At 65.0% G+C, this 25,866-nt stretch carries 27 protein-coding genes; 8 read left to right on the forward strand and 19 right to left on the reverse strand.

Features of this window, described 5'->3' with window-relative positions; all coding sequences use genetic code 11:
* From tcyJ to ACODSK_RS00500, 5 genes are all read left to right on the forward strand, one after another.
* On the forward strand, positions 1-801 hold the full coding sequence (gene tcyJ / locus ACODSK_RS00480; protein WP_489013051.1) for a cystine ABC transporter substrate-binding protein: 801 nt from the start codon (positions 1-3) through the stop codon (positions 799-801).
* Entirely contained in the window at positions 798-1,472 is a 675-nt protein-coding gene (tcyL, locus tag ACODSK_RS00485; protein WP_489013052.1) for a cystine ABC transporter permease, read from the forward strand. The genes tcyJ and tcyL overlap by 4 nt, the downstream gene beginning before the upstream one ends.
* Positions 1,469-2,218: an L-cystine ABC transporter ATP-binding protein TcyN gene (gene tcyN, locus ACODSK_RS00490; RefSeq protein ID WP_489013054.1), complete on the forward strand. Its 750-nt coding sequence runs from the start codon at positions 1,469-1,471 to the stop codon at positions 2,216-2,218. The genes tcyL and tcyN overlap by 4 nt, the downstream gene beginning before the upstream one ends.
* Positions 2,219-2,311: 93 nt before the next feature.
* Positions 2,312-4,171: a DUF3857 domain-containing transglutaminase family protein gene (locus ACODSK_RS00495; protein WP_489013055.1), complete on the forward strand. Its 1,860-nt coding sequence runs from the start codon at positions 2,312-2,314 to the stop codon at positions 4,169-4,171.
* Between the two features lie 238 nt (positions 4,172-4,409).
* On the forward strand, positions 4,410-4,850 hold the full coding sequence (locus ACODSK_RS00500; protein ID WP_489013057.1) for a CBS domain-containing protein: 441 nt from the start codon (positions 4,410-4,412) through the stop codon (positions 4,848-4,850).
* Between the two features lie 3 nt (positions 4,851-4,853).
* Here the strand turns inward: ACODSK_RS00500 and ACODSK_RS00505 are convergent, their stop codons facing one another.
* From ACODSK_RS00505 to ACODSK_RS00540, 8 genes are all read right to left on the reverse strand, one after another.
* Positions 4,854-5,492 carry an NADH:ubiquinone oxidoreductase subunit N gene (locus ACODSK_RS00505; RefSeq protein ID WP_489013058.1) on the reverse strand — a complete coding sequence of 213 codons (639 nt, stop codon included), beginning with the start codon at positions 5,490-5,492 and terminating at the stop codon, positions 4,854-4,856.
* Positions 5,493-5,557: 65 nt separating this feature from the next.
* The gene (locus ACODSK_RS00510; protein ID WP_489013059.1) at positions 5,558-5,797 is read right to left on the reverse strand and encodes a DUF2789 domain-containing protein; all 240 of its coding nucleotides are present in this window, start codon (positions 5,795-5,797) and stop codon (positions 5,558-5,560) included.
* Positions 5,798-5,966: 169 nt separating this feature from the next.
* Entirely contained in the window at positions 5,967-7,367 is a 1,401-nt protein-coding gene (locus ACODSK_RS00515) for an efflux transporter outer membrane subunit (RefSeq protein ID WP_489013060.1), read from the reverse strand.
* The gene (locus ACODSK_RS00520) at positions 7,364-8,239 is read right to left on the reverse strand and encodes an efflux RND transporter periplasmic adaptor subunit (RefSeq protein WP_489013061.1); all 876 of its coding nucleotides are present in this window, start codon (positions 8,237-8,239) and stop codon (positions 7,364-7,366) included. The genes ACODSK_RS00515 and ACODSK_RS00520 overlap by 4 nt, the downstream gene beginning before the upstream one ends.
* Complete coding sequence (locus tag ACODSK_RS00525; RefSeq protein WP_489013063.1) at positions 8,236-8,448, reverse strand: DUF1656 domain-containing protein; 213 nt, start codon at positions 8,446-8,448, stop codon at positions 8,236-8,238. The genes ACODSK_RS00520 and ACODSK_RS00525 overlap by 4 nt, the downstream gene beginning before the upstream one ends.
* Positions 8,445-10,535: an FUSC family protein gene (locus ACODSK_RS00530; protein WP_489013064.1), complete on the reverse strand. Its 2,091-nt coding sequence runs from the start codon at positions 10,533-10,535 to the stop codon at positions 8,445-8,447. The genes ACODSK_RS00525 and ACODSK_RS00530 overlap by 4 nt, the downstream gene beginning before the upstream one ends.
* Positions 10,532-10,984: a MarR family winged helix-turn-helix transcriptional regulator gene (locus ACODSK_RS00535; protein ID WP_489013065.1), complete on the reverse strand. Its 453-nt coding sequence runs from the start codon at positions 10,982-10,984 to the stop codon at positions 10,532-10,534. Before ACODSK_RS00535 ends, ACODSK_RS00530 begins: the two co-directional genes overlap by 4 nt.
* 222 nt (positions 10,985-11,206) lie before the next feature.
* Complete coding sequence (locus ACODSK_RS00540) at positions 11,207-12,028, reverse strand: tetratricopeptide repeat protein (protein ID WP_489013066.1); 822 nt, start codon at positions 12,026-12,028, stop codon at positions 11,207-11,209.
* 209 nt (positions 12,029-12,237) lie between these two features.
* On the opposite strand from ACODSK_RS00540, the gene ACODSK_RS00545 reads away from it, so the two are divergent.
* Positions 12,238-13,248, forward strand: coding sequence for a helix-turn-helix transcriptional regulator (locus ACODSK_RS00545; protein WP_489013067.1), 1,011 nt, complete (start codon positions 12,238-12,240; stop codon positions 13,246-13,248).
* 1 nt (position 13,249) lies between these two features.
* Here the strand turns inward: ACODSK_RS00545 and ACODSK_RS00550 are convergent, their stop codons facing one another.
* From ACODSK_RS00550 to dadA, 10 genes are all read right to left on the reverse strand, one after another.
* Positions 13,250-14,116 carry an ABC transporter permease gene (locus tag ACODSK_RS00550; RefSeq protein ID WP_489013068.1) on the reverse strand — a complete coding sequence of 289 codons (867 nt, stop codon included), beginning with the start codon at positions 14,114-14,116 and terminating at the stop codon, positions 13,250-13,252.
* A 13-nt stretch (positions 14,117-14,129) separates the two neighbouring features.
* Complete coding sequence (locus ACODSK_RS00555; protein ID WP_489013069.1) at positions 14,130-14,993, reverse strand: ABC transporter ATP-binding protein; 864 nt, start codon at positions 14,991-14,993, stop codon at positions 14,130-14,132.
* A 4-nt stretch (positions 14,994-14,997) separates the two neighbouring features.
* Positions 14,998-16,017, reverse strand: coding sequence for an ABC transporter substrate-binding protein (locus ACODSK_RS00560; RefSeq protein WP_489013070.1), 1,020 nt, complete (start codon positions 16,015-16,017; stop codon positions 14,998-15,000).
* Between the two features lie 18 nt (positions 16,018-16,035).
* Positions 16,036-16,935: a TauD/TfdA dioxygenase family protein gene (locus tag ACODSK_RS00565; protein WP_489013071.1), complete on the reverse strand. Its 900-nt coding sequence runs from the start codon at positions 16,933-16,935 to the stop codon at positions 16,036-16,038.
* 314 nt (positions 16,936-17,249) lie between these two features.
* Positions 17,250-19,127 carry an acetyl-CoA hydrolase/transferase C-terminal domain-containing protein gene (locus ACODSK_RS00570; protein ID WP_489013072.1) on the reverse strand — a complete coding sequence of 626 codons (1,878 nt, stop codon included), beginning with the start codon at positions 19,125-19,127 and terminating at the stop codon, positions 17,250-17,252.
* A gap of 124 nt (positions 19,128-19,251) precedes the next feature.
* Positions 19,252-19,656 (reverse strand): c-type cytochrome, encoded by a 405-nt coding sequence (locus ACODSK_RS00575; RefSeq protein WP_489013325.1) that lies wholly within the window; start codon positions 19,654-19,656, stop codon positions 19,252-19,254.
* 161 nt (positions 19,657-19,817) lie between these two features.
* On the reverse strand, positions 19,818-20,366 hold the full coding sequence (locus ACODSK_RS00580) for a cupin domain-containing protein (RefSeq protein WP_489013073.1): 549 nt from the start codon (positions 20,364-20,366) through the stop codon (positions 19,818-19,820).
* Positions 20,367-20,472: 106 nt separating this feature from the next.
* The gene (alr, locus tag ACODSK_RS00585; RefSeq protein ID WP_489013074.1) at positions 20,473-21,546 is read right to left on the reverse strand and encodes an alanine racemase; all 1,074 of its coding nucleotides are present in this window, start codon (positions 21,544-21,546) and stop codon (positions 20,473-20,475) included.
* A gap of 81 nt (positions 21,547-21,627) precedes the next feature.
* Positions 21,628-21,981, reverse strand: coding sequence for a RidA family protein (locus tag ACODSK_RS00590; RefSeq protein WP_489013075.1), 354 nt, complete (start codon positions 21,979-21,981; stop codon positions 21,628-21,630).
* Positions 21,953-23,254: a D-amino acid dehydrogenase gene (gene dadA / locus ACODSK_RS00595; RefSeq protein ID WP_489013076.1), complete on the reverse strand. Its 1,302-nt coding sequence runs from the start codon at positions 23,252-23,254 to the stop codon at positions 21,953-21,955. The genes ACODSK_RS00590 and dadA overlap by 29 nt, the downstream gene beginning before the upstream one ends.
* Before the next feature lie 155 nt (positions 23,255-23,409).
* Here dadA and dadR point away from each other — a divergent pair, with 155 nt between their 5' ends.
* Positions 23,410-23,898, forward strand: a complete 489-nt coding sequence (gene dadR / locus ACODSK_RS00600; RefSeq protein ID WP_075805874.1) for a transcriptional regulator DadR — start codon at positions 23,410-23,412, stop codon at positions 23,896-23,898.
* Positions 23,899-24,010: 112 nt separating this feature from the next.
* On the opposite strand, the gene ACODSK_RS00605 is transcribed toward dadR, so the two are convergent.
* Positions 24,011-24,364 carry a YkgJ family cysteine cluster protein gene (locus ACODSK_RS00605; protein WP_489013077.1) on the reverse strand — a complete coding sequence of 118 codons (354 nt, stop codon included), beginning with the start codon at positions 24,362-24,364 and terminating at the stop codon, positions 24,011-24,013.
* A gap of 114 nt (positions 24,365-24,478) precedes the next feature.
* Between ACODSK_RS00605 and ACODSK_RS00610 the strand changes: the two genes are divergently transcribed.
* Complete coding sequence (locus ACODSK_RS00610; protein WP_489013079.1) at positions 24,479-25,756, forward strand: NAD(P)/FAD-dependent oxidoreductase; 1,278 nt, start codon at positions 24,479-24,481, stop codon at positions 25,754-25,756.
* The last annotated feature ends 110 nt before the right edge of the window (positions 25,757-25,866 follow it).

The raw sequence follows: 25,866 nt of genomic DNA on the forward strand, positions 1-25,866 counted from the left end.
ATGACGATTTCCGTTTTCACCAAACGCATTCTCGGTGTCGGCGCGGGCCTTCTGCTGGGTGCCAGCCTGCTGGGCCAGGCGGTTGCCGGCGAGCAGTTGCAGACGATCAAGGACAAGGGCGTGATCAACGTCGGCCTGGAAGGTACCTACCCGCCGTTCAGCTTCGTCGACGAGAACGGCAAGCTCACCGGCTTCGAGGTGGAGCTGTCGGAAGCCCTGGCCAAGGAGCTGGGAGTCAAGGCCAAGGTCCAGCCGACCAAGTGGGACGGCATTCTCGCCGCCCTCGAATCCAAGCGCCTGGACGTGGTGGTCAACCAGGTGACCATCTCCGATGAGCGCAAGAAGAAGTACGACTTTTCCGAGCCCTACACCATCTCGGGTATCCAGGCGCTGATCCTGAAGAAGAAGGCCGAGGCCCTGAAGATCAACGCCGCCGCCGACCTGGCCGGCAAGAAGGTCGGCGTCGGCCTGGGCACCAACTACGAACAATGGGTGAAGCAGACCGTCCCGCAGGCTGACGTGCGCACCTACGAGGACGATCCGAGCAAGTTCGCCGACCTGCGCAACGGCCGCATCGACGCGATCCTGGTCGACCGCCTGGCCGCCCTGGAATACGCGCAAAAGGCCAAGGACACCGAGCTGGCCGGCGCCGCCTTCTCCCGCCTTGAGTCCGGGATTGCCCTGCGCAAGGGCGAGCCGGAACTGCTCGACGCGATCAACAAGGCCCTGGACAAGCTGCGCGCCGACGGCACGCTGGCCAAGCTGTCGGAGAAATACTTCGGTGCTGATGTAACCAAATGATCGCCGAAAGCCTGCAACTGGTTGCCGATTCCACGCCCTTCCTGCTGAAGGGCGCTGGCTACACCGTGCTGCTCAGCGTCGGCGGCATGTTCTTCGGCCTGGTCCTGGGCTTTGCCCTGGCCCTCATGCGCCTGTCCAAGCGGCGCCTGCTGGACTGGCCGGCACGCATCTACGTGTCGTTCTTCCGCGGCACGCCGCTGCTGGTGCAGTTGTTCGTGATCTACTTCGGCCTGCCGCAGATCGGTATCGAGCTCGATCCGATCCCGGCATCGCTGATCGGCCTGTCGCTGAACATGGCCGCCTACATCTGCGAGATCCTCCGCGCAGCGATTTCCTCCATCGACCGCGGCCAATGGGAAGCCGCCGCCAGCATCGGCATGACCCGCACCCAGGCGATGCGCCGGGCGATCCTGCCGCAGGCCTTGCGCACCGCATTGCCGCCGTTGGGCAACAGCTTCATCTCGCTGGTCAAGGACACCGCCCTGGCGGCGACCATCCAGGTTCCCGAGCTGTTCCGCCAGGCGCAGTTGATCACCGCGCGAACCTTCGAAGTCTTCACCATGTACCTGGCCGTGGCAGTGATCTACTGGATCCTGTGCAGCGTCCTGGCGCACTTCCAGCACCGCATGGAAACCCGGGTCAACCGGCATGACCAGGAGCCGCAGCGATGATCCGGGTGGAAAAGCTCAACAAGCAGTTCAACGGCCACCCCGTGCTCAAGGACATCGACCTGACCGTCGAGCCCGGCGAGGTGATCGCCATCATCGGCCCCAGCGGCTCGGGCAAGACCACCTTCCTGCGTTGCTTGAACCTGCTGGAAACCCCGGACAGCGGCCTGATCCAGGTCGGCGAGGTGGAGATCGATGCCGGCAAGCCGCTGAACCAGCAAGGCAACCTGATCCGCCGCCTGCGCCAGCAGGTCGGTTTCGTGTTTCAGAACTTCAACCTGTTCCCTCATCGCACGGCGCTGGAAAACGTCATCGAAGGCCCCGTGGTGGTGAAGAAGACCGCGCGCGACCAGGCGGAGAAACTCGGCCGAGCATTGCTGGCCAAGGTCGGCCTGGCCGGCAAGGAAGACGCCTACCCCCGGCGCCTGTCCGGTGGTCAGCAACAGCGGGTGGCAATCGCCCGGGCGCTGGCGATGGAGCCGCAGGTGATCCTCTTCGACGAACCCACCTCGGCCCTCGACCCGGAGCTGGTCGGCGAAGTACTGGCAACCATCCGCGATCTCGCCCGGGAAAAACGCACCATGATCATCGTCACCCACGAGATGAGCTTCGCCCGTGACGTGGCCAACCGGGTGATCTTCTTCGACAAGGGGGTGATCGTCGAACAGGGCGAGGCCAAGGCGCTGTTCGCCAACCCGCAGCAGGAGCGGACCCGGCAGTTCCTCGGCAAGATCCTCGGCGCCAGTTGAGCCCTGCAGCAGGGAAGCACTTCAGGCACAATCGCAATATTGATTCGCATTACTGCGCATCGATTTCGAAACCCGCCTGCAAGAAGGATCTCTATGAAGTGGCTCGTTTCACGCCCGGCGCACTGGCTGGGCCTGCTGTTCTGCCTGTTTACCCTCAACCTGGCCCAGGCCGCGGAGGACGGGCGCGACCGCTCCGTCACCGTGGAAAAGGATGCCCGCCATTACCGCGTCGAAGCGGATGGCAGCTACGACCTGCGCCATGAGCTGGTCTTCCATATCGAGGAAGACCGCGCGATCAAGACCACCGCCCAGCAATCGCTGCCCTACAACCGCACCCTGGAAAGCCTCGAAGTGGTCGAGGCGTATACCGAGAAGCCCGACGGGCGCAAGGTCCAGGTCAGCGCCGAGCAGATCAAGGAGCAACAGCAGCAGGCTTCGGCCGATGCGCCGATGTTCCTCGACAGCTTGGTCAAGGTGGTGATCTTCCCCGAGGTCGCCGTGGGCGACCGCCTGGTGCTGACCTACAAGCGCCATCGCAGTACCGCGCTGTTCCCCGGCCAGTTCGAGGACACGGTGTTCCCCTACATCTACCCGGTGAAGCAGATGAGCGTGGTCTATGACCTGCCCGCGACCCTGCCGCTGCAGGCCGATGCCCACGACTTCAAGCCGTCCAGCCCGCAAGCGGCAAGCGGTCGCAAGCTGTGGCGCTGGGACTACCAGCACGACGCACAGCCGCGCATGGAAATGGGTTCGGTGTCCTACTCGGACTACGGTCAGTACCTGGCGGTCTCGACCTTTGCCGACTACGCAGCGTTCGCCAAGGCCTATGCGGCGCGCTCACAGTTCGAAGTGACCCCGGCCATCGCCGAGCTGGCCAAATCCCTGACCGCTTCCGTCAGCGAACCTCGGGCCAAGGCCCTGGTGCTGAGCGACTGGGTGCGCAAGAACGTGCGCTTCGTCGCCGTCTATATCGGCGCAGGCGGGGTGGTGCCGCATGCCGCCGACACCGTGCTGAGCAATCGCTACGGCGACTGCAAGGACCATGTCGCGCTGCTTGGTGCCTTGCTCGCCGCCGTGGATATCCACAGCACCCCGGCGCTGATCAACCTGGGCAACGCCTACCAGTTGCCCAAGGTGCCGACCCTCGGCGTGATCAACCACGCCATCACCTACATCCCCGAACTCGACCTCTATCTCGACCCGACCATGAAGGGCATCGCCGCCGGCTTCCTGCCGCTGCCGGACATGGACAAGCCGGTGGTCCTGGTCGGCCCGGGCACCCTCGCCCGCACGCCGAAAACCCAGCTCAGCTCGGTGAAGAGCCGCACCACCTTCAGCATCAGCGACAGCGGCGAGGCGGATTTCAGCAATGATTCGACCATCGAGGGCTGGGGCGCCGAACTGAACCGCTACGGCCTGCGCAACATGGCGCCGGGCGAGCGCGACATGCTGGTGCAACGCATCCTCAGCAGCTACGGCCACTCCGGCATCGGCCGGGTCGAGGGCAAGAAGCTGGACAAGCAGGGCCACGGGTTCCAGATGCAGATCAGCGGCCACCTGCGCAACCTGGTCAACCTGCCCGGGCCGATCGGCGTGCCGACCCTGAGCAGCTTCGCCGGCGGCATTGCGCAGAACGCCCAGGGCTTTATCAGCGAGAAGGAGCGCAAGCAGCCGTTCCTGTGCGTCTCCAGCCTGAGCGAGGAAGAAGCGCGCTTCGACTTCCCGGCGCAGGTGCAGATCATTGCCGTGCCCAAGCCGGTGGTGCTGAAAGCCAGCAACCTCGATTACCGCGCCGACTACCGCCGCGAAGGCAACAGCGTGGTGGTGACCCGGCGCATGGACTTCCGCAACGACGGCTCGACCTGCACACCGGAGCAACTGCGGGTGCTGATGCCGACCGTCGAGGCGCTGATCCGTGATCTGAACAGCCAGGTGATCGTGCAGCAGAGCTGAAAACATGGGGCTGCTTTGCAGCCCTTCGCGAGCGAGCTCGCTCCCACGACAAGCAGTCCATCCGGGACCATCGTGAGAGCGAGCTTGCTCGCGAAGGGCCGCAAAGCGGCCCCAACCAGCACCATGACGTTTTTCAATCGCTTCAATGCCGCAATCCGCCTTGCCCGATTGCCCGCCGTGCACGATTCTTGAGGGTATCTGCCGTTACAACAACCACCCCCCATGCAGAGGGTCCGCAATGAAGACCGTGGCACAGCTATTGAAGTTGAAGTCGCAGCACACGCATCAGGTGTACACCATCGCCCCGCACCAGACGGTGCTCGAAGCCCTGATGGTCATGGCCGAGAAGAACGTCGGCGCCCTGCCGGTGGTCAAGGACGGTCAGGTGGTGGGGATCGTCAGCGAGCGTGACTACGCGCGCAAGATGGTGCTCAAGGGGCGTTCGTCGGTGGGTACCGAGGTGCGCGAGATCATGAGCTCGCCGGTGATCACCGTGGACTCGCACCAGAACGTCGAGACCTGCATGAGCATGATGACCAACAGTCACCTGCGCCACCTGCCGGTGGTGGAGGACGGCAAACTGCTCGGCCTGCTGTCGATCGGCGACCTGGTCAAGGAAGCCATCGCCGAGCAGGCCGATCTGATTCGCCAGCTGGAAGGCTATATCCGCGGCGAGTGACGCCTAGCGGTATTCGCCTTCCAGTTCGTCCAGTTGATGATCGAAACTGCGCAACCGCGCCGACCAGGTGTACACCAGCACCTCGAGGTCGCGGTTGAGCACCGCCGCACCGCGCCGCGAGCTTTGCTGCGAATCGCACAGGTCCAACTGATAGCGCTCGCGGGCCATGGCCGTGGCCACGCTGGACAGCTCGCGGGCGTTGTTCAGCCAGTGGCGGTGGCGGTCGTGGGTTTCCTGGTCGAGCTCCTGGCACTGCGTCTTGAGCGCTTCCAGGCTGCGTTCCAGCGGCGTGCCTTCAAGCTCGCCCATGACTTCCTGGAAGGTGCGTCCTGGTTGCCAGTAACTGCCCCAGAAATAACGGTCGAACACGGTTTCCACGCGGCGCAGGGCAACCTTGGTATTCCAGATGGCGACCAGCGTGCGTCCTTGCTCCAGCTGGCGCCGTCGCGTCTTCAGCAGTTGCCAGCGAATCCACGCCAGCGCGCTGAGGGCGAGGGCCGCGATCAGGCCGGCGGCTCCGTAAAGGAACAGGCGGGCCTGATCGAGCTGGTGAACTTCCCTGACCCCGTAGAAATAACCGGCGGTCAGCAGGCCCAGGGCTGTCACGGCAGCCCAGAAGCCAACGGCGTAGGGGTCTTTCATTGGCGCTGTCCCCTTGTTGTTTTTTTCTGAGCATAGCAACGCCACTGACGCTCATAGGGTGCCGCTCAGCGTTTATTTCTAAGGGCCTCGTTGAGCTGGTCGACCATCACGATCCAATCGGAATCCTCGATGAACTGGTCCTTGAGAAAGGCGCGCTGGGCATCGGTCCAGAACGGCGCATCGACCAGCTTCACCTCGTTCTTCAGCGGGGAATGGCTGGTGATGAATTGATCGATACCCTTGGGGTCGTCGGGCAGGCCGAGCTGTTTGAACAGCTCGTGGAACTTGTGGTTGGTCAATTCCATGGGGGCACTCCTTTAGGCTGGGATTCAAAGGGATTGATTGCCTTGGGGAGTGAAAGTTTAGGTCAGGTATTTTTCTGGTGTTTCTAAAGGACTCATCGCTGGCAAGCCAGCTCCCACAAGGTTCGGCGCATGTAGTACCTGTGGGAGCTGGCTTGCCAGCGATTAGGCCCTACCAGCCACCACCCAGGGCCAGGAACAACCCGATCTGCCCCATCGCCACCTGGGTATTGGCCGTCGCCAACTGGGCGCGCATGTCGGTGTAGGTGCGGGTCGCTTCCAGATCGGCGAGGAACGACGCCCGCCCGGCCTGGTAGAACCTGTGGGTCTGGTCCGCCGCCAGCTTCGCCGAGCGCTCGGCCTCCTCCAGTGCATCACGCCGGTCCAGCAAGGCGCTGTACTGGGACAGGCTGGTCTGAGTCTCGCGGATGGCGTTGAGCACCACTCCATCGAAATTGGCCAGCGCCGCCTGGGTGCTGGCCTCGGCCTCGCGGATCCGCGCCCGCGAGCCATTGGTCGGCACGGTCCAGGTCAACAGCGGGCCGAAGCCCCAGCGGTTGGTCGCCGGTTTGCCGAGGTTTTCCAGGATGCCGATGGTCCCCACCTGCGCACCGATGCTGATGTCCGGATACAACTGGCCGGTGGCGACGCCGATGGTCGCGGTGGCGGCGGCCAGTTGCCGTTCGGCACGGCGCACATCCGGTCGGCGCTTGAGCAGCGCAGCGCCATCGCCTACCGGAATCAACTGGGCGATATGCGGCAGCTCGGCACAATCGGCGGTACCGGCCGGCAACTGGTCAACCGGTTTGGCCAGCAGCATCGACAAGGTATACAGCCCCGCGTCCCGCGCCGCCTGGTAGCGCGGCAGTTCGGCGCGCAGCGATTTGAAGCGGGTCTCGGTGCGGGTCACCTGGGTTTCATCGCCACGCCCGGCATCGCGCAGGCGTCGGGTCAGGCTGACGCTCTGGTCCTGCAGGTCCAGCGACTCGTGGGCGATGTGGTATTCCTCGTTGGCCGCACACACCTGGGTGTAGGCCCGCACCACGTCGGCGACCACGGTGATCCGCGCGGTATCCGCCGCCGCCTGAACCGCGTCGGCATTGGCCTGGGCCGCCTCGACGCCGCGCTTGAGGGTGCCCCACAGGTCGAACTGGTAGGACGCACTGATGATCGCCTCGCCGATGTTCGCCACCGGCACCTTGTCCGCCAGCAGGAAGGCTTCGCCGGACTCCTGCAAGCGTTGCGCCCCAAGCTTGACCCCACCATTGAAACCACCCTGCGCCTCGGCCTCTTCGACCTGGGCCCGGGCACGGGCGATATTGGCCGCAGCCACGCGCAATTCGCTGTTGGCCGCCAGTGCCTGGCTGACCAGGGCATCCAGGCGATCATCGCGGTACAACCGCCACCAGTCCGCCGGCACCGGCGCCGACACCACGCTGTCGGCGTCGGCACGCAATTGCCCTTGCAGGTCCGCACGATTGAACGCGGCCTTTTCCGGCAGGTGATAATCCGGCCCGACCATCTGGCAGGCCGACAGCGTCAGAGCCAGGCCCAGCAGCGACAGCCTTTTCATTGCTTGGCGTCCTCGATGATCGACACCGTGGCGGTACGCCCGGCGATCAGGCGGAAGTCCGCCGGCACTTCGTCGAAGACGATACGCACCGGAATCCGCTGGGCCAGGCGCACCCAGCTGAACGCCGGGTTGACGTTGGGCAGCAGGTTGGCGCCGGCGCTGCGGTCACGGTCCTCGATGCCGGCGACGATGCTCTGCACATGGCCGCGCAGGCGAGTGTTGTCACCCATCACGCGAATATCCACGGCCTGGCCGACATGGATGCCGGACAGCTTGGTTTCCTCGAAATAGCCCTCGACGTGGTACGACTCGCTGTCCACCAGCGCCAGCACCGGGCGTCCGGCGCTGACGAACTCGTGGGCGCGCGGCGTGCGGTCGTTGAGGTAACCGTTGACCGGGCTGCGTACCACCGAGCGATCGAGGTTGAGCTGCGCCGCGTCCACCGCCACCTGGGCTTCGTCCAGCGCCGACTGGGCGCGGGCCTGGCGCGACTGGCTCTCTTCCAGTTGCTCGGCGGCAACCAGGTTGCCCAGGCCCTTGTTGCGCTTGGCCTCGCGTTGCGCCTGGGCCAGGGTTTCCTTGCGCTCGGCCAGGGTCGCCTGGGCCTGGCGCAGGGCCAGGCGGAAGCGGTCCTGGTCGATGGTGAAGAGCACGTCGCCGCGCTTGATCGGCTGGTTGTCGCGCACCGCGACCTCCTGGATCAGGCCGGAAACGTCCGGGGCGATCTGGATCACGTCGGCGCGGATATGCCCGTCGCGGGTCCAGGGGGCGAACATGTAGTACAGGACCATCTGCCAGACCAGCACGGTCGCCAGGGTCACTACCAGCAGCGTCAGGACCACGCGGCCCAGGGTCAACAAAGGTTTTTTCATGGCAGCATCAGGCTTCGGCAAAAGTGGTCGACCGTGCCCAGCAGCACGGCGTAGAGCGCAACGTTGAACAACGCCCGGTGCCAGACCAGGCGGTAGAAATGCAGGCGGTTGAGCACTGCGTGGATGCCAAGGAACAGCAGGTAGCTGGCCAGCATCATCACCAGCAGCGTGGGCAGGAATACCCCGCTGATATCCAGTTCACCGATCACAGCGGGGCTCCGTCGAGACCATAGGGCAGTTGCGATTGAGGATCGGCCGGCTCCAGCACCACTTCGACCCCGGGCAGCAGCGCCAGGCGCAGGCCGCTGAGGGCGTGAAGCAGGTGCAGGCGGGCTTCGGCGCAGCCTTCCATGGCTTCGAGGTTAAGGGCGCGGCGGGCCTTTTCCATGTTGCCCAGCAGGGCTGGCGGCGCATGCAGGCGCTCGCCGGCATCGAGGCAGGCCTGGAAATGCGCGCCGACCTCGTCGATCACCTTTTCCAGCGCCGCACGCGGTGCCGGGGTGGCCCGTGGCAGATAGGCGAGCAGGTCCAGCAGGTTCAGGCCGACGCGCAGGTCGCGCAGCGCGCTGCCGCTGTCCTGGCCGGTCTGGCTCAGGCGTGGCAGGTGCTGCATCAGGCGGTCGAGCATCTGCACGCCGAGGCGGCGGTGCTCGGCCAGGGTCGCCGGCCGGGTCATGCCGACGATGTCGCGCCAACTGAAGCGGGTCAGGCGGCGGGCCGCCAGTTCGACGCCGAACGGGCGCATCACCAGGGTCCAGATAAAGGCGAAGAGCAGCCCGACCGGGCCGGCGATATTGGCGTTCACGAACGCCAGGAAGTCCGCGTCGTAGGCGCCCTGGATGCTGATGAACGAAGCGGTGTTGACGATGGTCAGCAGCGTACCGAGGTAGAACTGCGGCTGCACGGTCAGGGTGCCGACGCAGATGAACGGCACGGCGAAGGCCAGCACCAGCATCGGGAAGTCATGCAGGTTGGGCAGCACCAGGAACAGGTACAGGCTGGCGAACACCACCGACAGCGTGGTCCAGAAGAAGAACCGGTAGATCTGCGGCGCCGGGTCGTCCATGGCGGCGAAGAAGCTGCACGCCACCGCCGCGAGGATCACCGCACTGGCACCGTCGGCCCAGCCGAGCAGGATCCACAGGCCGGTGGCCACGGCAATCGCCGAGAAGGTGGAGAACACCGAATAGAGCATCAGCCCGCGGTCGAGAAACGGCGTCAGCCGGCCCAGGCGCCAGTGCCGGTAGACCGCGCGCCAGGGCGACAGGTCTTCGTTGGCGATGGCGTGCTTGAGGCTGCAGCAGTCCTGCCACAGGTCGATCCATTCGCCGAGGCGATAGAGCGCGTTGGACAGCAGCAGGCCGGGGCGCTGGTCGAGTTCGGCGACGCTGGGCTGCAGGCGTTCGAGCTTGTCGCGCAGCGCCGACCAGCGCGCTACCGAGGCGTCGGTCGCGGTGCTCTTCAGCCATTCGCGGGCCTCCTCCAGCAGCGGCTTGAGCTGCGCGGCCTGCTCCGGCGCGCGGCCTTCGAGGGCGAGCAAGGCGTCGTCGAGGGCATCGATCACCGGCAGCAGGTGGATCATGCGGCCGCGCAACTCGCGGGCGTTCTTCACCGTCTGCGGGCGGGCGCCTTCGTGGGACAGCTGGCCGATCATCATTTCCAGGGTGTTGAAGGTCGCCACCATCGAGCCGCGCAGGCTACCCACGCTATCGGCGGCGACGTTACGGGCAAGGAAGGTATCGCAGTAGCTGATCGCCCCGGCGAACCAGTTGCCGGTGGCGCCGACGAACACCGGGGTCAGCCGTCGCGGCCAGAACACCGCACCGACCACCGCCGCGCAGACGATACCCAGGCAGATCTCCTGAGCCCGGGACGAGGCGATATCGAACACGGCCAGCGGGTTGTCGACCACCGGCAGGGCGATCATCGGCAAGGTGTAGCCAGCCAGCATCAGGGTGTAGCTGTTGGCAGTGCGCAGGTGCAGGGAAAGGAACAGGAGGGTCGCGGTCCACAGCGCCACGGCCAGGGTCAGCAGCACCGGCGCCTGGACCAGCAACGGCACCAGCAGTACGGCGCCGGCAGCGCCGAGCAAGGTGCCCACGGCGCGGTACAGGGCCTTGGAGCTGGTCGGGCCGACGAAGGGGCTGGAGACGATATAGACGGTCGCCATCGCCCAATACGGCCGCGGCAGTTGCAGAAGCAGGGCGATGTACAGGGCGATCATCGACGCGGCGAAGGTGCGCACGCCGTAGAACCAGTCCCGGGCGGGCGGCATCGAGCTGAAGAAGTGCTTCACAGGGGCAGGCCCGGCGAACGCTGCGCCGCCTCTTCGAAGGCCTTGACCACGCGCAGGGCGGCTTCCAGGTCGGCGGCGGGAATGTCCTTGAGCACATCGCGGCGCAGGCGCACCAGCTCACCTTCGATGGCTTCGGCCAGCTCGCGGCCCTTGTCGGTCAGGGACAGCGCCTTGGCCCGGCGGTCGCCCGGGTCTTCGCAGCGACAGACATAGCCGGCGTTGCACAGCTGGTCGAGCAGGCGCACCAGCGACGGGCTCTCCACCCCTACCGCCTGGGCCACCGCGACCTGATGCACGCCATCGCCAAGGCGCAGGATCATCAACAGCGGCACGGCGCAGGCTTCGCTGATGCCGAAGCGCGCCAGGGTGGTCTGACAGATGCGCCGCCAGCTGCGGCTGGCCATGACCATGCCGCTGCTGGTGTTCAATTGCAGTGCGTCGAGCTTCATGGGGATCGTTGCTTGCCATATTCATAGTTTGCTAACTATCAATATACGCCGACCCTTGGGGGGAGCGTCAATAGCCGTCCGGGAGATGGTTCTGGCTAAAGGCTTCTTTGTTCATGCCGGCCTCATCGCTGGCAACGCCAGCTCCCACAGGTTTTGCGGTGTACGCGGACCTTGTGGGAGCCGGCGTTGCCGGCGATGAGGCCCGCGCGTGCGGCGCTGCTTTCAGGGACGCAACTGATCCTCGACCTTCATCGCCAGCGCCAGCGGGCTACCCAGGCCGATCGCCTGGTCGCGCCAGAACAGATAGCGCAGTTCATTCCCGCCCGACTGGAAATGCAGGGCCAGCTCCTCCGCCGCCTGCATTACCCCGGCCACGGCGGCCAGCTCCAGCCAGTAGATCCCGGCGCGGCTGTCCGCCGGCACCTGGTGCCCATGCAGCAAGCGATAGCCCGCCTCGAAGCGGCAGCGTGCATCGCCGCGCTGGGCGCCCCGCAGGAACCACTCATAGGCCTGTTGCGGGTCCACCTGCCACGGGTTGGGTTCGCTGTCGCTATCGCAGACTTCCTCTTCGTACAGATCCCCCAGCGCCGCCGCAGCCTCCGCCAGCCCTGCCTCGAAGGCGTGCCGGTAGTACTCCGCCGCACTGGCATACGCGATCGCCACGCCCTTGCCGAAGTAGTACTGCTGCCCGAGGTTGAACCAGGCCACGGCACTGCCCTGCAACGCCGCCATGCGCAGCAGGTGCCCGGCCAGTACCGGATCGGCGCGCCAGTAGCGGCCATTCAGCCAGATCCAGCCGAGGTCGTTGAGGGCCGTCACGCTGCCACTCAGCGCCTGGTCACGCAGGTCGGCGTAGACCGCCTGCAAATCCGGCGCCTCGTCCAGCAGGCTGACCAGGCTGAAGCGCTCCCCCAGCGCCGCGCGCTGCGTCGGCATGCCTACGCCACTGTACAAACGCCGCATATGCACACGGCCGGGCGCGAGCACGACACGCTCCGGCAACAGGCGCCCGAGCAGAGAATAGATATTGCTGGCAGCTGACATGTTCATCCTCATGGAACCGCCCTCCTTCTTGGCTTCCTTCTGGGCGTCGAGGGGTGATTCTGCGCAGCGTCACGACAAAACCTGTCGCGAACACGTTCGTCGGGGCAATTCAACGATTCGTCCCTTGGGTGACTGAACTAATGGCAGAATGCCATATCTTATGGGCGACTCATTGCTATCGCCGCAAGCCTAGACAAGGACCCACCGTTTTGCCCTCCGCCACCACCCGCGCCACCCTCAGTCGTCAATGGGAACTGCTGCGCCAGCTGCCCAACCGCTCGCCCGGCATTACCAGCGCGGAGCTGGTCGGCCGCCTCAAGGACGCCGGTTTCACCATCAGCAAGCGCAGCATCGAGCGCGACCTCAACGAGCTGTCGCTGATCTTTCCCCTCGAACGCAACGACCGCAGCATTCCCTTCGGTTGGTATTGGGCAACGAATGCCTGCATAGAGTTGCGTGGCTTGAGCGTGAGCGAGGCCCTGAGCCTGGCCCTGGTGGAAGAAGCGGTACGCCCGCTGCTGCCCGGCAGCATGCTCAAGGGCCTGGACGCACGTTTCGCCCATGCCCGGCAGAAGCTGGAAACCCTGTCGGCGGAGAACAAGGCGGCGCGCTGGCTGGACAAGGTCGCCAGCGTGCGCCCGGAAATGAACATGCGCGCCCCCGAGGTCTCCGACAGCATCCTCGAAACCGTGCAGAAAGCGCTGCTCGAAGAGCATCAGTTGCAGAGCCTGTACTACTCGGCGCACAACGATCGCACCGTCGAGCTGACCCTCAATCCGCTGGCCCTGATCCAGCGTGGCCAGGTCGCCTACCTGATCGCCACGGCGCAGCCCTACGCCGATATCCGCCAGTTCGCCGTGCACCGTTTCCGCCAATTGACCGTGCTGGACAGCCCGGCCCTGGGGCTGGACGACTTCGACCTGCAGGCCTACCTGCGCAGCGATGCCCTGCAATTCGGCAGTGCCGAGAAGATCGAGCTGCAAGCCTGGATCAGTGACAACCTGGCCCGGCGCATGCGCGAAACGCCGTTGTCGCCGGACATGCAACTCACCGACCTGGACCACGGCCACCGCCTGCAAGCCACCGTCAGCAACAGCTGGAGCCTGCGCTGGTGGCTGCTGAGCCAGGGCGACGAACTGGTGGTGGAACAGCCGCCGGCGTTGCGTCAGTTGATCTCCACGACCTTGAGCAACGCGGCGGCGGCTTACCAGGAAGACTGATTCAGCGCTGCATGCCCCAGCGCCGCACGGTCACCCGCTCCAGCACGTTGAACACCAGGCTCTCCACCAGCAGGCCGATCAGGATCACCACCGCCAGGCCGGCAAAGACCTTGTCGGTGTACAGCTCGTTACGGTTCTGGAAGATGTACCAGCCCAGCCCGCCCTTGCCGCTGGTGGCGCCGAATACCAGCTCGGCGGCGATCAGCGTGCGCCAGGCGAAGGCCCAGCCGATCTTCAGCCCGGACAGGATCGACGGCAGCGCCGCCGGCACCAGGATGTGCAGGACCAGGCGCAGCCCACGCAGGCCGTAGTTGCGCCCGGCCATGCGCAGGGTTTCGTTGACCCCGAGAAAGCCGGCGTAGGTGTTCAGCGCCAGGGCCCACAGCACCGAATGCACCAGCACGAAGATCAGGCTGTTCTCGCCCAGGCCGAACCACAGCAGCGCCAGCGGTAGCAGAGCGATCGCCGGCAGCGGGTTGAACATCGAGGTCAGGGTGTCGAGCAGGTCGCGGCCGATTTGCGTCGACACCGCCAGGCTGGTCAGGCCGAAGGCCAGCAGGATGCCCAGCGCGTAGCCCTTGAGCAGCACCACCAGCGATACGCCGACCTTCTCCAGCAGTTCGCCGCTGAGCAGGCCGTCGTACAGCGCCGTGGCGGTTTGCAGGAAGGTCGGCAGCAACAGGTCGTTGCCCTGGTAGCGCGCAGCGGCTTCCCAGAGGATCGCCAGCACAACGAGGATCACGCTCTTGCGCAGCCAGCTGTGCTGCCACAGGCGCTGGAGCAGCGGCAGTTCACGCTCCAGGGCGACGCCGTCCCAGGGCTTGAGGTCGATTTCGTACTCCTGGCGCGGGGTGGATGGTGTGGTCATGAACGGCTCCCGGTCAGTAGGCGATACGGATATCGGTGAAATCCAGCGCGGCCTCGTCAGCCGGCGCCTGGCCGTCTTCGAACAGCAGGCTGTGGATACGCCGGGCACTGGCCTGGAAGTCGGCGCCGCCGAGGCTGTGCAGGTCGTACTGGTGGCTGTGGATCTCGGCACGCACCCGGCCCGGGTGTGGCGACAGCAGCAGGATGCGATTGCCCACCACCAGCGCCTCCTCGATGGAGTGGGTGACGAACAGCAGGGTGAAGCGCACCTCTTCCCACAGCGCCAGCAGCTCTTCCTGCATCTTGCGCCGGGTCAGGGCGTCGAGGGCGGCGAAGGGCTCGTCCATCAGCAGGATCTTCGGCTGCATGGCCAGGGCCCGGGCGATCGACACCCGTGCCTTCATGCCGCCAGAGAGGGTGTGCGGATAGGCGTCGGCAAAGGCGGCCAGACCGACCTTCTCCAGGTACTCCAGGGCCCGCTGTTCGGCCTCGGCACGCTTGAGGGTGCCGGACACCAGCAGCGGGAACATGACGTTCTGCTTCACCGTCTTCCACGGCGGCAACTGGTCGAACTCCTGGAACACCACGATGCGGTCCGGGCCCGGGCCGTTGACCGCCTGGCCTTGCAGGCGGATGGCGCCTTCGCTCGGCTGGATGAAACCGCCGACCGCCTTGAGCAAGGTCGACTTGCCACAACCGGACGGCCCGAGGAGGACGAAGCGATCCCCCTTGTCCACTTCGAAACTGACCTGGTGGGTGGCCCGCACCACGCGCTGCGCGGTGCGGTATTCCAGGCTGAGGTTATCCACCTGCAACAGCGGTGGCGTTGCGACAGGGCTCAGCTTGCTGGCCGTGTGGCCTTGCAGTTGGGCGGTCATGACATCAGCTCCCCTGCAGCGGCTTTTCATCCTGGAAGAAGTAGTCCTTCCACGATTCCGGCTTGTGCTTGATGGCGCCGACCCGGTAGAGGAAATCGGCCAGCTTGTAGGTGTTCTTCGGGGTGACGGTGAACTCGTACTTGGGGTTGTCGATGATCTTCAGCAGCTCGTCGCGGCTGATCTTGGCCTTGGTCACGCGAATGTAGGTGTCGGCTGCGGCGGCCTTGTCGTTCTGGGCGAAGTCCGCCGCCTCGGCCAGGGCCTCGACGAAGGCCTTGTAGGTCTTGGGGTTGTCCTTGCGGAATTTCTCGGTGGTGAACAGCACGGTCGGCGAGTTGGGGCCGAGCAGCTCGTAGGTGTCGAGGACCACGTGCACGTCCTTGTTGGCCAGCGCCTGCTCCTGGAACGGCGGGTTGGAGAAGTGGCCATTGAGCTCGGTACCGCCGGCGATCAGCGCGGCGGTGGCGTCCGGATGGGGGACGGCCAGGGTGTACTTGTCGAGGCGGTTGAAGTCCTTGTCGCCCCACTGCTGGGCAGCGGCATATTGCAGGAAGCGCGACTGCACCGAGACGCCCACCGCCGGCAGGGCGATGCGGTCCTTCTCGCTGATGTCGGCGATGGTTTTCACGTTCGGGTTGCTGCTCAGCAGGTAGTACGGGAAGTTGCCGAGGGAGGCCACGGCCTTGACGTTCTGCCGGCCGTAGGTGCGATCCCAGATGGTCAGCAGCGGGCCGACACCGGCACCGACGATGTCCACCGAGCCGGACAGCAGCGCGTCGTTGGTCGCGGCACCGCCGGACAACTGGGTCCAGTCCACCTTGATATCGATGCCCTGCTCCTTGCCGTGCTTCTCGATCAGGCCCTGGTCGCGGACGACGTTGAGCAGCAGGTAGACGATGCCGAACTGCTCGGCGATGCGGATTTCGCCCTCGGCCTGGGCCGCGGTCGGTGCCACCAGGCTACCGGCGATCAGGCTGGCGCCCAGGCCGATGCTGGCCGCGAGGCGGCTGAATGATTTGCGCATGATGAATTCCTCGACGGATCAGAACGGGGCATCGCCCTGGATGGTGGTGCGGTACAGCTTGCGACGCAGGTGCGCCGGGCAGCCGGTGGCAAGGTGGATCAGCGAGCGGTTGTCCCAGAACACCAGGTCGTGGGGCTGCCACTGATGGCGGTAGATGTTCTGCTCCAGCACGCTGTGGGCGTACAGCTCGGCGAGGATCTGCCGGCTTTCGTCGTCGGGCAGGCCGACGATGCGGGTGGTGAAGCCTTCACTGACGAACAGCGCCTTGCGCCCGTTTTCCGGGTGGGTGCGGACCACCGGGTGGATCACCTCGGCGACCTGCGCCAGTTGCTCGGCGGTCAGGGTCGGGCGCCAGTTGCCTTCGAACTTGGTCTCGCTGTAGCGCGCGGTGTAGGAATGCGCCGCCTGGCGGCCTTCGACGGCCTTGCGCAGGGCTTCAGGCAGGCCTTCCCAGGCCTTGTGCATATCGGCGAACAGAGTGTCGCCGCCTTCGCTGGGCAGCTCCTGGGCATGCAGCATCGAACCCAGGCTCGGCAGTTCCTTGTACGACAGGTCCGAGTGCCAGAATTTGCCGGCATCGCCCAGGCCGACGTTCTGGCCGTTCTCGACGATGTTGGAAACGATGAGGATTTCCGGGTGGTTGGCCAGCAGGAACTGCTTGAGCACATGGATCTGCAGCACGCCGAAGCGGCGGCTGAAAGCGATCTGTTGTTCGGGGGTGATGCGCTGGTCGCGGAAGACCAGGACATGGTGGTCGAGGTGGGCGCGATGGATCTTGGCGAAGTCCTCGCCGTTGACTGGTCGGGACAGGTCCAGACCGATGATCTCGGCGCCGACAGCGCCGTCGAAAGGCCGGATATCGAAGGATTGCTGCAGTGCGCTGTCGTTGGCCGACAAGGCGTTAGAGGCCGCTGGCATGATGTTGCTCCCACGCAGAGCGCGCACAATCGGTTGGCGCGCATCGATCAAGAAACTCACGGGTTCGCCGTGTTCGTTCGTGTTCGTGCGGCGCGCCGATTGGTCGGCGGGTACGCAGGGGACCGACTATAAAGGCATAAGAAAAATTATTTAAATACCTTTAAGAAATATGAATATGAGGTTTTTGTGGTGCTCTTCAGGGCCTCATCGCCGGCAACGCCGGCTCCCACAGGTTTCTGTGTCAGGCCTGGATCATGTGGCTGGCCTGGAACTTGTGGGAGCCGGCGTTGCCGGCGATGAGGCCCGGGAGACAGTCACCCATCCCGCCCGGTGGCCTGCAACCCCGCCAACAACAACCGCTGATACAACTCCTCCTTCAGCCCCTCCGGATTCTCCAGCCCCATCCGCGCCAACTGCGCCGGCCACTCTTCCGCCGGTGGTGCATCCAGCGCCGCCTTGCCCAGTTCCAGCACCTCGCTCAGCTTGAACTTGCTCTTCAGCCAGTTGAGCGCGCGCAACAGGTCGCGCTCCTCAGGGGTGAAATCACACCCCAGCGGATACTCCGGAAACAGCCGGCCATGCCGCTGGCGGATGGCCTTCAGGCGCTGCGGTGTGTTGTCGGTGTAACGCGGATCCAGCTGGAAATCCGCCGCCAGCTTGCCGGCCTTCTGCGCCTGGGCCTGCAAGTGCGGCTGGAAGCGCGAGTCGCTGATCGCCAGCAACCGGGCAATGACCTCGGCATCGGTCTGTCCGCGCAGGTCGGCGATGCCGTACTCGGTCACCACTACATCGCGCAGGTGCCGAGGAATGGTGCAATGCCCGTAGTCCCAGACGATGTTGGAACTCACCTCTCCGCCCGCCTCGCGCCACGAACGCAGGAGCAGGATCGAACGCGCCCCTTCCAGGGCATGGGCCTGAGCGACGAAGTTGTACTGCCCGCCGACGCCACTGAGCACCCGGCCGTCCTCCAGCTGGTCGGCCACCCCGGCGCCCATCAGGGTCATGGTGAACACCGTGTTGATGAAGCGCGCATCGCGGCGCTGCTCACGCTTGAGCGCCTCCTGGCCATACAGCTCGTTGATGAAGCTGATGGCGCTCATGTCGATGCGCCGTCGGCTCGCCAACGGCATTTCGCGTAGCCGCTGGTAGAACGCCTGCGGTCCGAGGAAGAAACCGCCGTGCACCAGCACGTCTTCTTCACCGTCCGCCGGCACTGCTCTACGGAGGATGCCCGCGTCCAGCAACACCAGCAGACCGTTGACCAGCATCTCGCTGCAGCCGTAAAGCCCCTCGGCGAAGGGTGTCACCCCGCCCTCCCGCTCTATCAGCCGGTGCCACGGCGACAGGTCGAGATCGCCGAGCAGTGCCTGATAGCCTTCGCTATCCGCCTGCCGCGCCAGCAGCGCCGCTGTCAGTGCATCGCCCATGGCGCCAATGCCGATCTGCAGGGTGCCGCCGTCGCGCACCAGGGTGCTGGCATGCACGCCGATGAAGTGGTCCTGGGTGCCGACCGGCATGTTCGGCGTAGAAAACAGCCGGGTACGCTCGGGGGCGTCGATCAGCAGGTCGAAGTCCTCGCGCCTGAGCTCGGAACTGCCGGGCATGTACGGCAATTCGGCGTGCACCTGGCCGAGCAGGAGAATGGTCTCGCCCGCCGCGCGGCGGCGCTCGATCATCGGCAGCAGGTCGAGGGTGATGTCGGGGTTGCAGCTCAGGCTCAGGTGACCCGGGCGCTCGCCATCCTCGGCGACGATCTGCGCGATCAGGTTCAGGCCCTTGGCATTGATATCGCGGGCGGCGTGGCTGTAGTTGCTGCTGACGTAGTCCTGCTGCGCCTGCGGGCTGTGCAGCAGGCTGCCGGGCTGCATGAAGAACTGTTCGACGCGGATGTTCGCCGGCAAACGACTGGCGCGCAGGTCGGCCAGGTAGTCCAGTTCGGGATAATCGGCGAACACCCGTTCGACGAAGGGTTCGAGAAAGCGTCGCTGCAGGCCATCGCCCAGGTCGGGCCGGCCCAGGGACAGCGCGGTGTAGATGGTCAGCCGCCGCTCGGGCAGCTCGCGTACCCGCGCATACAGGGCGTTGACGAACCGGTTGGGCTTGCCCAGGCCCAAAGGCAGGCCCAGGTGGATGTGGGCCGGCAGGCGCGCCAGCACCTGGTCCACCGCTGCGTCTATCGAATAACTGTGCACGCCGTCGCCTCCCCGTGAGGTCCCTTGAGTACAGCTTGGACCGGGGCACCGTGCGAATTACTGCACAACGGGCAAAAACGACGAAGCCCGCACAAGGCGGGCTTCGCTGCGGTATTCGCAGGGCTTACAGGCCGGACATCTTCTTGATGGCGCCTTTCAGGTCGTCATCCGAGCAGTCGGCGCAGGTGCCTTTTGGCGGCATGGCGTTGATGCCGGTAATGGCCTTGGCGAGGATGCCGTCCAGACCACCCTGGTGGTCGGCGCGCTCTTTCCAGGCCGCGGTGTCGCCGATCTTCGGCGCACCCAGCAGGCCGGCACCGTGGCAGGCGTTGCAGTGCTTGGCGATGATTTCATCAGGGGTCTTGGCGCCGCCACCGGCCGCGCTGGCCGCGACTTCCATGCCCTTGCATTCCTGCCCCTGGACGCAGACCTGGCCGACCGGCTCCAGTCGCTTGGCGATCTCGTCATTGGTCGTAGCCTGGGCACTGACTGCCCAAAGGGCCACTACGGTTGCTGGTATGGCCAGCATCATTCTGATTGGATTCACACGTACACCCTCATGGTGGCTAGTCACGCCCGCGGCCACGGTTTTCGCAGGCGGCGCAAGTATAGCGGGAACCCTGACTCACCGGAACAACCACATTAAATAAAGGGGTTTATCCGCGACAATCAGCCGCGCCACCCTCTCTGTCAGAAGTTCGCCGGGGTGGCTGCGCTGATAAGCCGGGCCGGCTTATCGTAGGGATTACGAAAACGGTGTGGCTTGGTGCTTTCGAAATAGTAGCTGTCGCCAGCCTCGAGGATGAAGGTTTCCAAACCGACCACCAGTTCGAGCTTGCCTTCGAGGAGGATGCCGGTCTCTTCGCCATCATGGGTGAGCATTTCTTCGCCGGTATCGGCGCCCGGCGGGTAGATCTCGTTGAGGAAGGCGATGGCCCGGCTCGGATGGCCGTTGCCGACCAGCTTCATGGTCACTTCGCCGTCCGAAATGTCGATCAGTTCGTGGGCCTTGTAGACGATCTGCGTCGGGTTCTCCGGCAACAGGTCTTCGGAAAAGAACTCCATCATCGACATCGGGATTCCGCTCAACACCTTGCGCAGCGAGCTGATCGACGGGCTGACGCTGTTCTTCTCGATCATCGAGATGGTGCTGTTGGTGACACCCGCGCGCTTGGCCAGCTCCCGCTGGGAGAGGCCCTTGATCTTGCGAATGGCTTGTAGTCGTTCACCGACGTCCAATGCTGGAGCCTCCTGACGAAACGAAATGGGGTCGAAATGTGCGCCATCATCGCAACAGCGTTCAGTATTTACAACACTTCGACCCGCAGCTCGTCAGCGATGGCGCTCACTCTCCGGTATAGACCAAAGGCGCCCGACGCAGGTTGCAAAAGATCTGGTAGGGAATGCTGCCGGCCTGGGTCGCCACGTCGCTGGCCAGGATGTTCTTGCCCCATAGCTCTACGGTGCTGCCGAGCCCGGCTTCGGGAACGTCGGTGAGGTCGATGCACAGCATGTCCATCGACACCCGGCCGATCAGTTGGCTGCGCTTGCCCGCCACCAGTACCGGCGTGCCGGTCGGGGCGTGGCGCGGATAGCCGTCGGCGTAGCCCATGGCGACCACGCCGACCCGGGTCGGACGCGGGCTGACGAAGCGCGCGCCGTAACCCACCGGCTCGCCCGCCGGCAGTTCGCGCACGCTGATGACTTTCGATTCCAGGGTCATCACCGGTTGCAGGCGGGCAGCTTCGGGCTGCTCGGTCTCGAAGGGCGTGGCGCCGTACAGCATGATGCCCGGGCGCACCCAGTCACTGGGGATCTGCGGCCAGCCCAGCACGGCCGGCGAGTTGCGCAGGCTGACCTCGGCCTTGAGGCCCTGGCGTGCCGCCTCGAACACCGCGACCTGCTCGTTGCTGGCCTGGCTGTCCAGCTCGTCGGCCCGGGCGAAGTGGCTCATCAGGACGATCTTCGCCACCTTGCCGCTGGCCTGCAGGCGCTGGTACGCCGCCTGGTAGTCACGCGGATGCAGGCCGACCCGGTGCATGCCGGTGTCCATCTTCAGCCAGACCTGGATCGGTTTGGCCAGGCTGGCTTTCTCGATCGCTTCCAGTTGCCAGGTCGAATGCACCACGCACCAGAAGTCGTGCTTGACGATCAGTTCCAGTTCACTGGCCTCGAAGAAGCCTTCGAGCAGCAACACCGGGGCCTTGATCCCCACCTCGCGCAGCGCCAGCGCTTCCTCGATGCAGGCCACGGCGAAACCGTCGGCTTCCGCCTCCAGGGCCAGGGCACAGCGCACCGCGCCATGGCCGTAGGCGTCGGCCTTGATCACTGCCAAGGCGCGGGCCCCGGTCAGTTGGCGGGCGAAGCGGTAGTTGTGGCGCAGGGCCTGGAGGTCGATCAGGGCACGGGCAGGACGCATGACGGCAGCCTTCTGGCAGTCTGGTTGTGGATAAAAAGGCCCGCTGCCTGAAGACCAGAACAGCGGGTGAAGAGAGGAGGTTTACGAAAGCGCGGCGACCACCGACATTTCAACGAGGATTTCCGGCTCGCAGAGCTTGCTCTGCACGGTAGCCCGGGCCGGGGCGACGCCCTTGGGCAGCCACTTGTCCCAGACCGCGTTCATGCCCTGGAAATCGGCATCGATGTCCTTCAGGTAGATGGTCACCGACAGCAGGCGGGTCTTGTCGGTCCCGGCCAGGTCCAGCAGGCGCTCGATATTGCCCAGCGTTTCCCGGGTCTGCTGTTCGATCCCGGCGTTCATGTCGTTGCCGACCTGGCCCGCCAGATAGACGGTGCCGTTGTGGGCGACGATCTGGCTCATGCGGTCATTGGTGAGCTGGCGCTGGATTGCCATGCTTGGCGGTCTCCTGAGTGTGTCCATAACGGGAAATGTCGAGGCCCTCGGCGCTGATCTGCGGTTTCTTCCGCGCCATCAGGTCGGCCAGCAGACGGCCGGAGCCGCACGCCATGGTCCAGCCGAGGGTGCCATGACCAGTATTGAGGAACAGATTGCGGAACGGCGTCGCGCCGACGATCGGCGTGCCATCCGGCGTGGTCGGACGCAGGCCGGTCCAGAACTCGGCCTCGCGCAGATTGCCGCCGAGAGGATAAAGATCGTTGACGATCATCTCCAGCGTTTCGCGCCGACGCGGGTTCAGCGACAGGTCAAAACCGGCGATTTCCGCCATGCCGCCAACGCGGATGCGGTTGTCGAAACGGGTGATGGCGACCTTGTAGGTCTCGTCGAGAATGGTCGAGGTTGGTGCCATGTCCGGGTTGGTGATCGGTACGGTCAGCGAGTAACCCTTGAGCGGGTACACCGGGGCCTTGATGCCCAGCGGCTTGAGCAGTTGCGGGGAGTAGCTGCCCAGGGCCAGCACGTAGCGGTCGGCGGTTTCCAGCTTGCCGTCGATCCACACGCCGTTGATGCGGTCACCGGCGAAGTCGAGGCGCTGGATGTTCTGACCGAAACGGAACTCGACGCCCAGCTTGACCGCCATCTGCGCCAGGCGGGTGGTGAACAGCTGGCAGTCGCCGGTCTGGTCGTTGGGCAGGCGCAGCGCACCGGCAAGGATATCGGAGACATTGGCCAGGGCCGGCTCGACCCGGGCGATGCCTTCGCGGTCGAGCAGTTCGTAAGGCACGCCGGCCTGTTCGAGGACGGCGATGTCCTTGGCGGCGTTGTCGACCTGGGCTTGCGTGCGGAACAACTGGGTGGTGCCGAGGGTGCGGCCTTCGTAGGCGATGCCGGTTTCGGCGCGCAGTTCGTCGAGGCAGTCGCGGCTGTATTCGGACAGGCGGACCATGCGCTCCTTGTTCACCGCATAGCGGTTGGCGGTGCAGTTGCGCAGCATCTGCGCCATCCACAGGTACTGGTCGACGTCGCCAGTGGCCTTGATCGCCAGCGGTGCGTGACGCTGCAGCAGCCACTTGATGGCTTTCAGCGGCACGCCCGGAGCGGCCCAGGGCGAGGCATAACCCGGCGACACCTGGCCGGCGTTGGCGAAACTGGTTTCCATGGCCACCGCCGGCTGGCGATCGACCACCACGACTTCGAAACCTTGCCGGGCCAGATAGTAGGCACTGGCGGTTCCGATCACACCGCTACCGAGTACCAGAACGCGCATGTTGTTATCCCTCGAGGCGGCGCACCGCCACAAATCTTGTGAATGGCATGAATGCGCGCAGTGTAAAAAACTCGAGGCAGTGCATTTCACTATATAAAAACCTATATTTGGCGAGAATTCTCGGCAAAGTCGGCTTTTACAAAGGGGCATCCACTATGAGAACCCAGCACCAGAGCAAGCGCGAGCTGGACAAGATCGACCGCAACATCCTCCGCATCCTGCAAAGCGACGGGCGTATTTCCTTCACCGAACTGGGCGAAAAGGTCGGCCTGTCGACCACCCCCTGCACCGAGCGGGTCCGCCGCCTGGAACGCGAAGGCATCATCATGGGCTACAACGCCCGGCTCAATCCGCAGCACCTGAAAGGCAGCCTGCTGGTGTTCGTCGAAATCAGCCTGGACTACAAGTCGGGGGATACCTTCGAGGAGTTCCGCCGGGCAGTGCTCAAGCTGCCGCACGTGCTGGAGTGCCACCTGGTATCGGGGGACTTCGACTACCTGGTGAAGGCGCGGATTTCCGAGATGGCCTCGTACCGCAAGCTGCTCGGCGACATCCTGCTCAAGCTGCCCCATGTGCGGGAATCGAAGAGCTATATCGTGATGGAAGAGGTGAAGGAGAGCTTGAACCTGCCGATTCCGGATTGAGATTGGCGGTGATCATGAGAGCCTCATCGCCGGCAACGCCGGCTCCCACAGGGTACTGGCCTGCCACGCCCCTTGTGGGAGTCGGCGTTGCCGACGATGAGGCCCTCAGCCGCTACACCAGAACTTGCCGGGTAGTAGCAATAAACTGATGCACCAACCGCTCCGCCCCCGGATCGATCATCTCCTCCGGCCCCCGCCCCCGCGGGCACGGTAACCGCGGCGTGGTGCCGAACAAACGGCAGATCAACGGCCGCTCCTCATACACCGTGCAACCCTGCGGCCCGAGGTGCACACAGTTCAGCTCGTTCAGCGCCGCCTCCTGCTCCTCGGCACTCTTGCGCGGCAGCCGGGCCATTTCCTCGGCCGAGGTGGTCACCGGCCCGCAGCAGTCATGACAGCCCGGCACGCACTCGAACGACGGAATCTGCTCACGCAGAAATCGGATTTTGTGACTGTTGCAGGCCATGACGTGGAACCGCGCGGAAGAAGAAAGCTGCCATTTTGCCTGACGGTTGCCTAGCCCCGAAAGCACCGCCTATGCTGCCCGCCTTGCCCAGACACTGACTCCAGGACGACGCCCATGCACACCGCTTCCTACTACGCCGCCAGCAGCGTCCCACAGCCGGATTACCCGCGGCTGGACGGCGAGCACCGCTGCGACGTCTGTGTGGTCGGCGGCGGCTACTCCGGGCTGAACACCGCCATCGAACTGGCCGAACGCGGTTTCAGCGTGATCCTGCTGGAAGCACGCAAGGTCGGCTGGGGCGCCAGCGGGCGCAATGGCGGGCAACTGATTCGCGGCGTCGGTCACGGCCTCGAGCAGTTCGAGCCGGTCATCGGCTCCGATGGCGTGAAGCAGATGAAACTGATGGGCCTGGAAGCGGTGGAGATCGTCCGCCAGCGGGTCGAACGCCACAACATCGCCTGCGACCTGACCTGGGGCTACTGCGACCTGGCCAACAAGCCGCGGGAATTCGAAGGCTTCGCCGAAGACGCCGAAGCCCTGCGCGCCCTTGGCTATCGCCACGAATTGCGCTTGGTGCCGCCGGAGCAGATGCACACGGTGATCGGCTCGAAGCAGTACGCTGGCGGCCTGGTCGACATGGGCTCCGGTCACCTGCACCCGCTCAATCTTGCGCTCGGCGAGGCGGCCGTGGCCAGCGGGCTGGGCGTGCGGATTTTCGAACACTCGGCGGTCACCCGCATCGACTACGGGACGGAAGTCAGGGTGCATACCGGGCAAGGCAGCGTCCGCGCCAACACCCTGGTGCTGGCCTGCAATGCCTACCTCAATGACCTGAATCGCGAACTGGGCGGCAAGATCCTCCCGGCCGGCAGCTACATCATCGCCACCGAGCCGCTGGACGAGGAGCGGGCGCGACAACTGCTGCCGCAGAACATGGCGGTGTGCGACCAGCGGGTGACGGTGGATTACTTCCGCCTCTCCGCCGACCGCCGCCTGCTGTTCGGTGGCGCCTGCCACTACTCGGGGCGCGACCCGCAGGACATTGGCGCCTACATGCGGCCGAAGATGCTCAAGGTGTTCCCGCAACTGGCCGATGTGCGCGTCGACTTCCAGTGGGGCGGGATGATCGGCATCGGCGCCAACCGCCTGCCGCAGATCGGCCGCCTGCGCGAGCAGCCCAATGTGTATTACGCCCAGGCCTATGCCGGGCATGGCCTGAACGCCACGCATCTGGCCGGGCGTCTGCTCGGCGAGGCGATCAGTGGCCAGCAGAGCGGGCGCTTCGACCTGTTCGCCAAGGTGCCGCACATCACCTTCCCCGGCGGCAAGCATTTGCGCTCGCCGCTGCTGGCGTTGGGGATGTTGTGGCATCGGTTGAAGGAGCTGGTTTGAGTTCTTCAACGTTCATGGTGTTGCTGGTGGCCTCATCGCCGGCAATGCCGGCTCCCACAGGGTTTTGGGCCAACCGCATGATCCAGGCCCGACACAGAAACCTGTGGGAG

Source organism: Pseudomonas sp. FG98 (assembly GCF_057808595.1).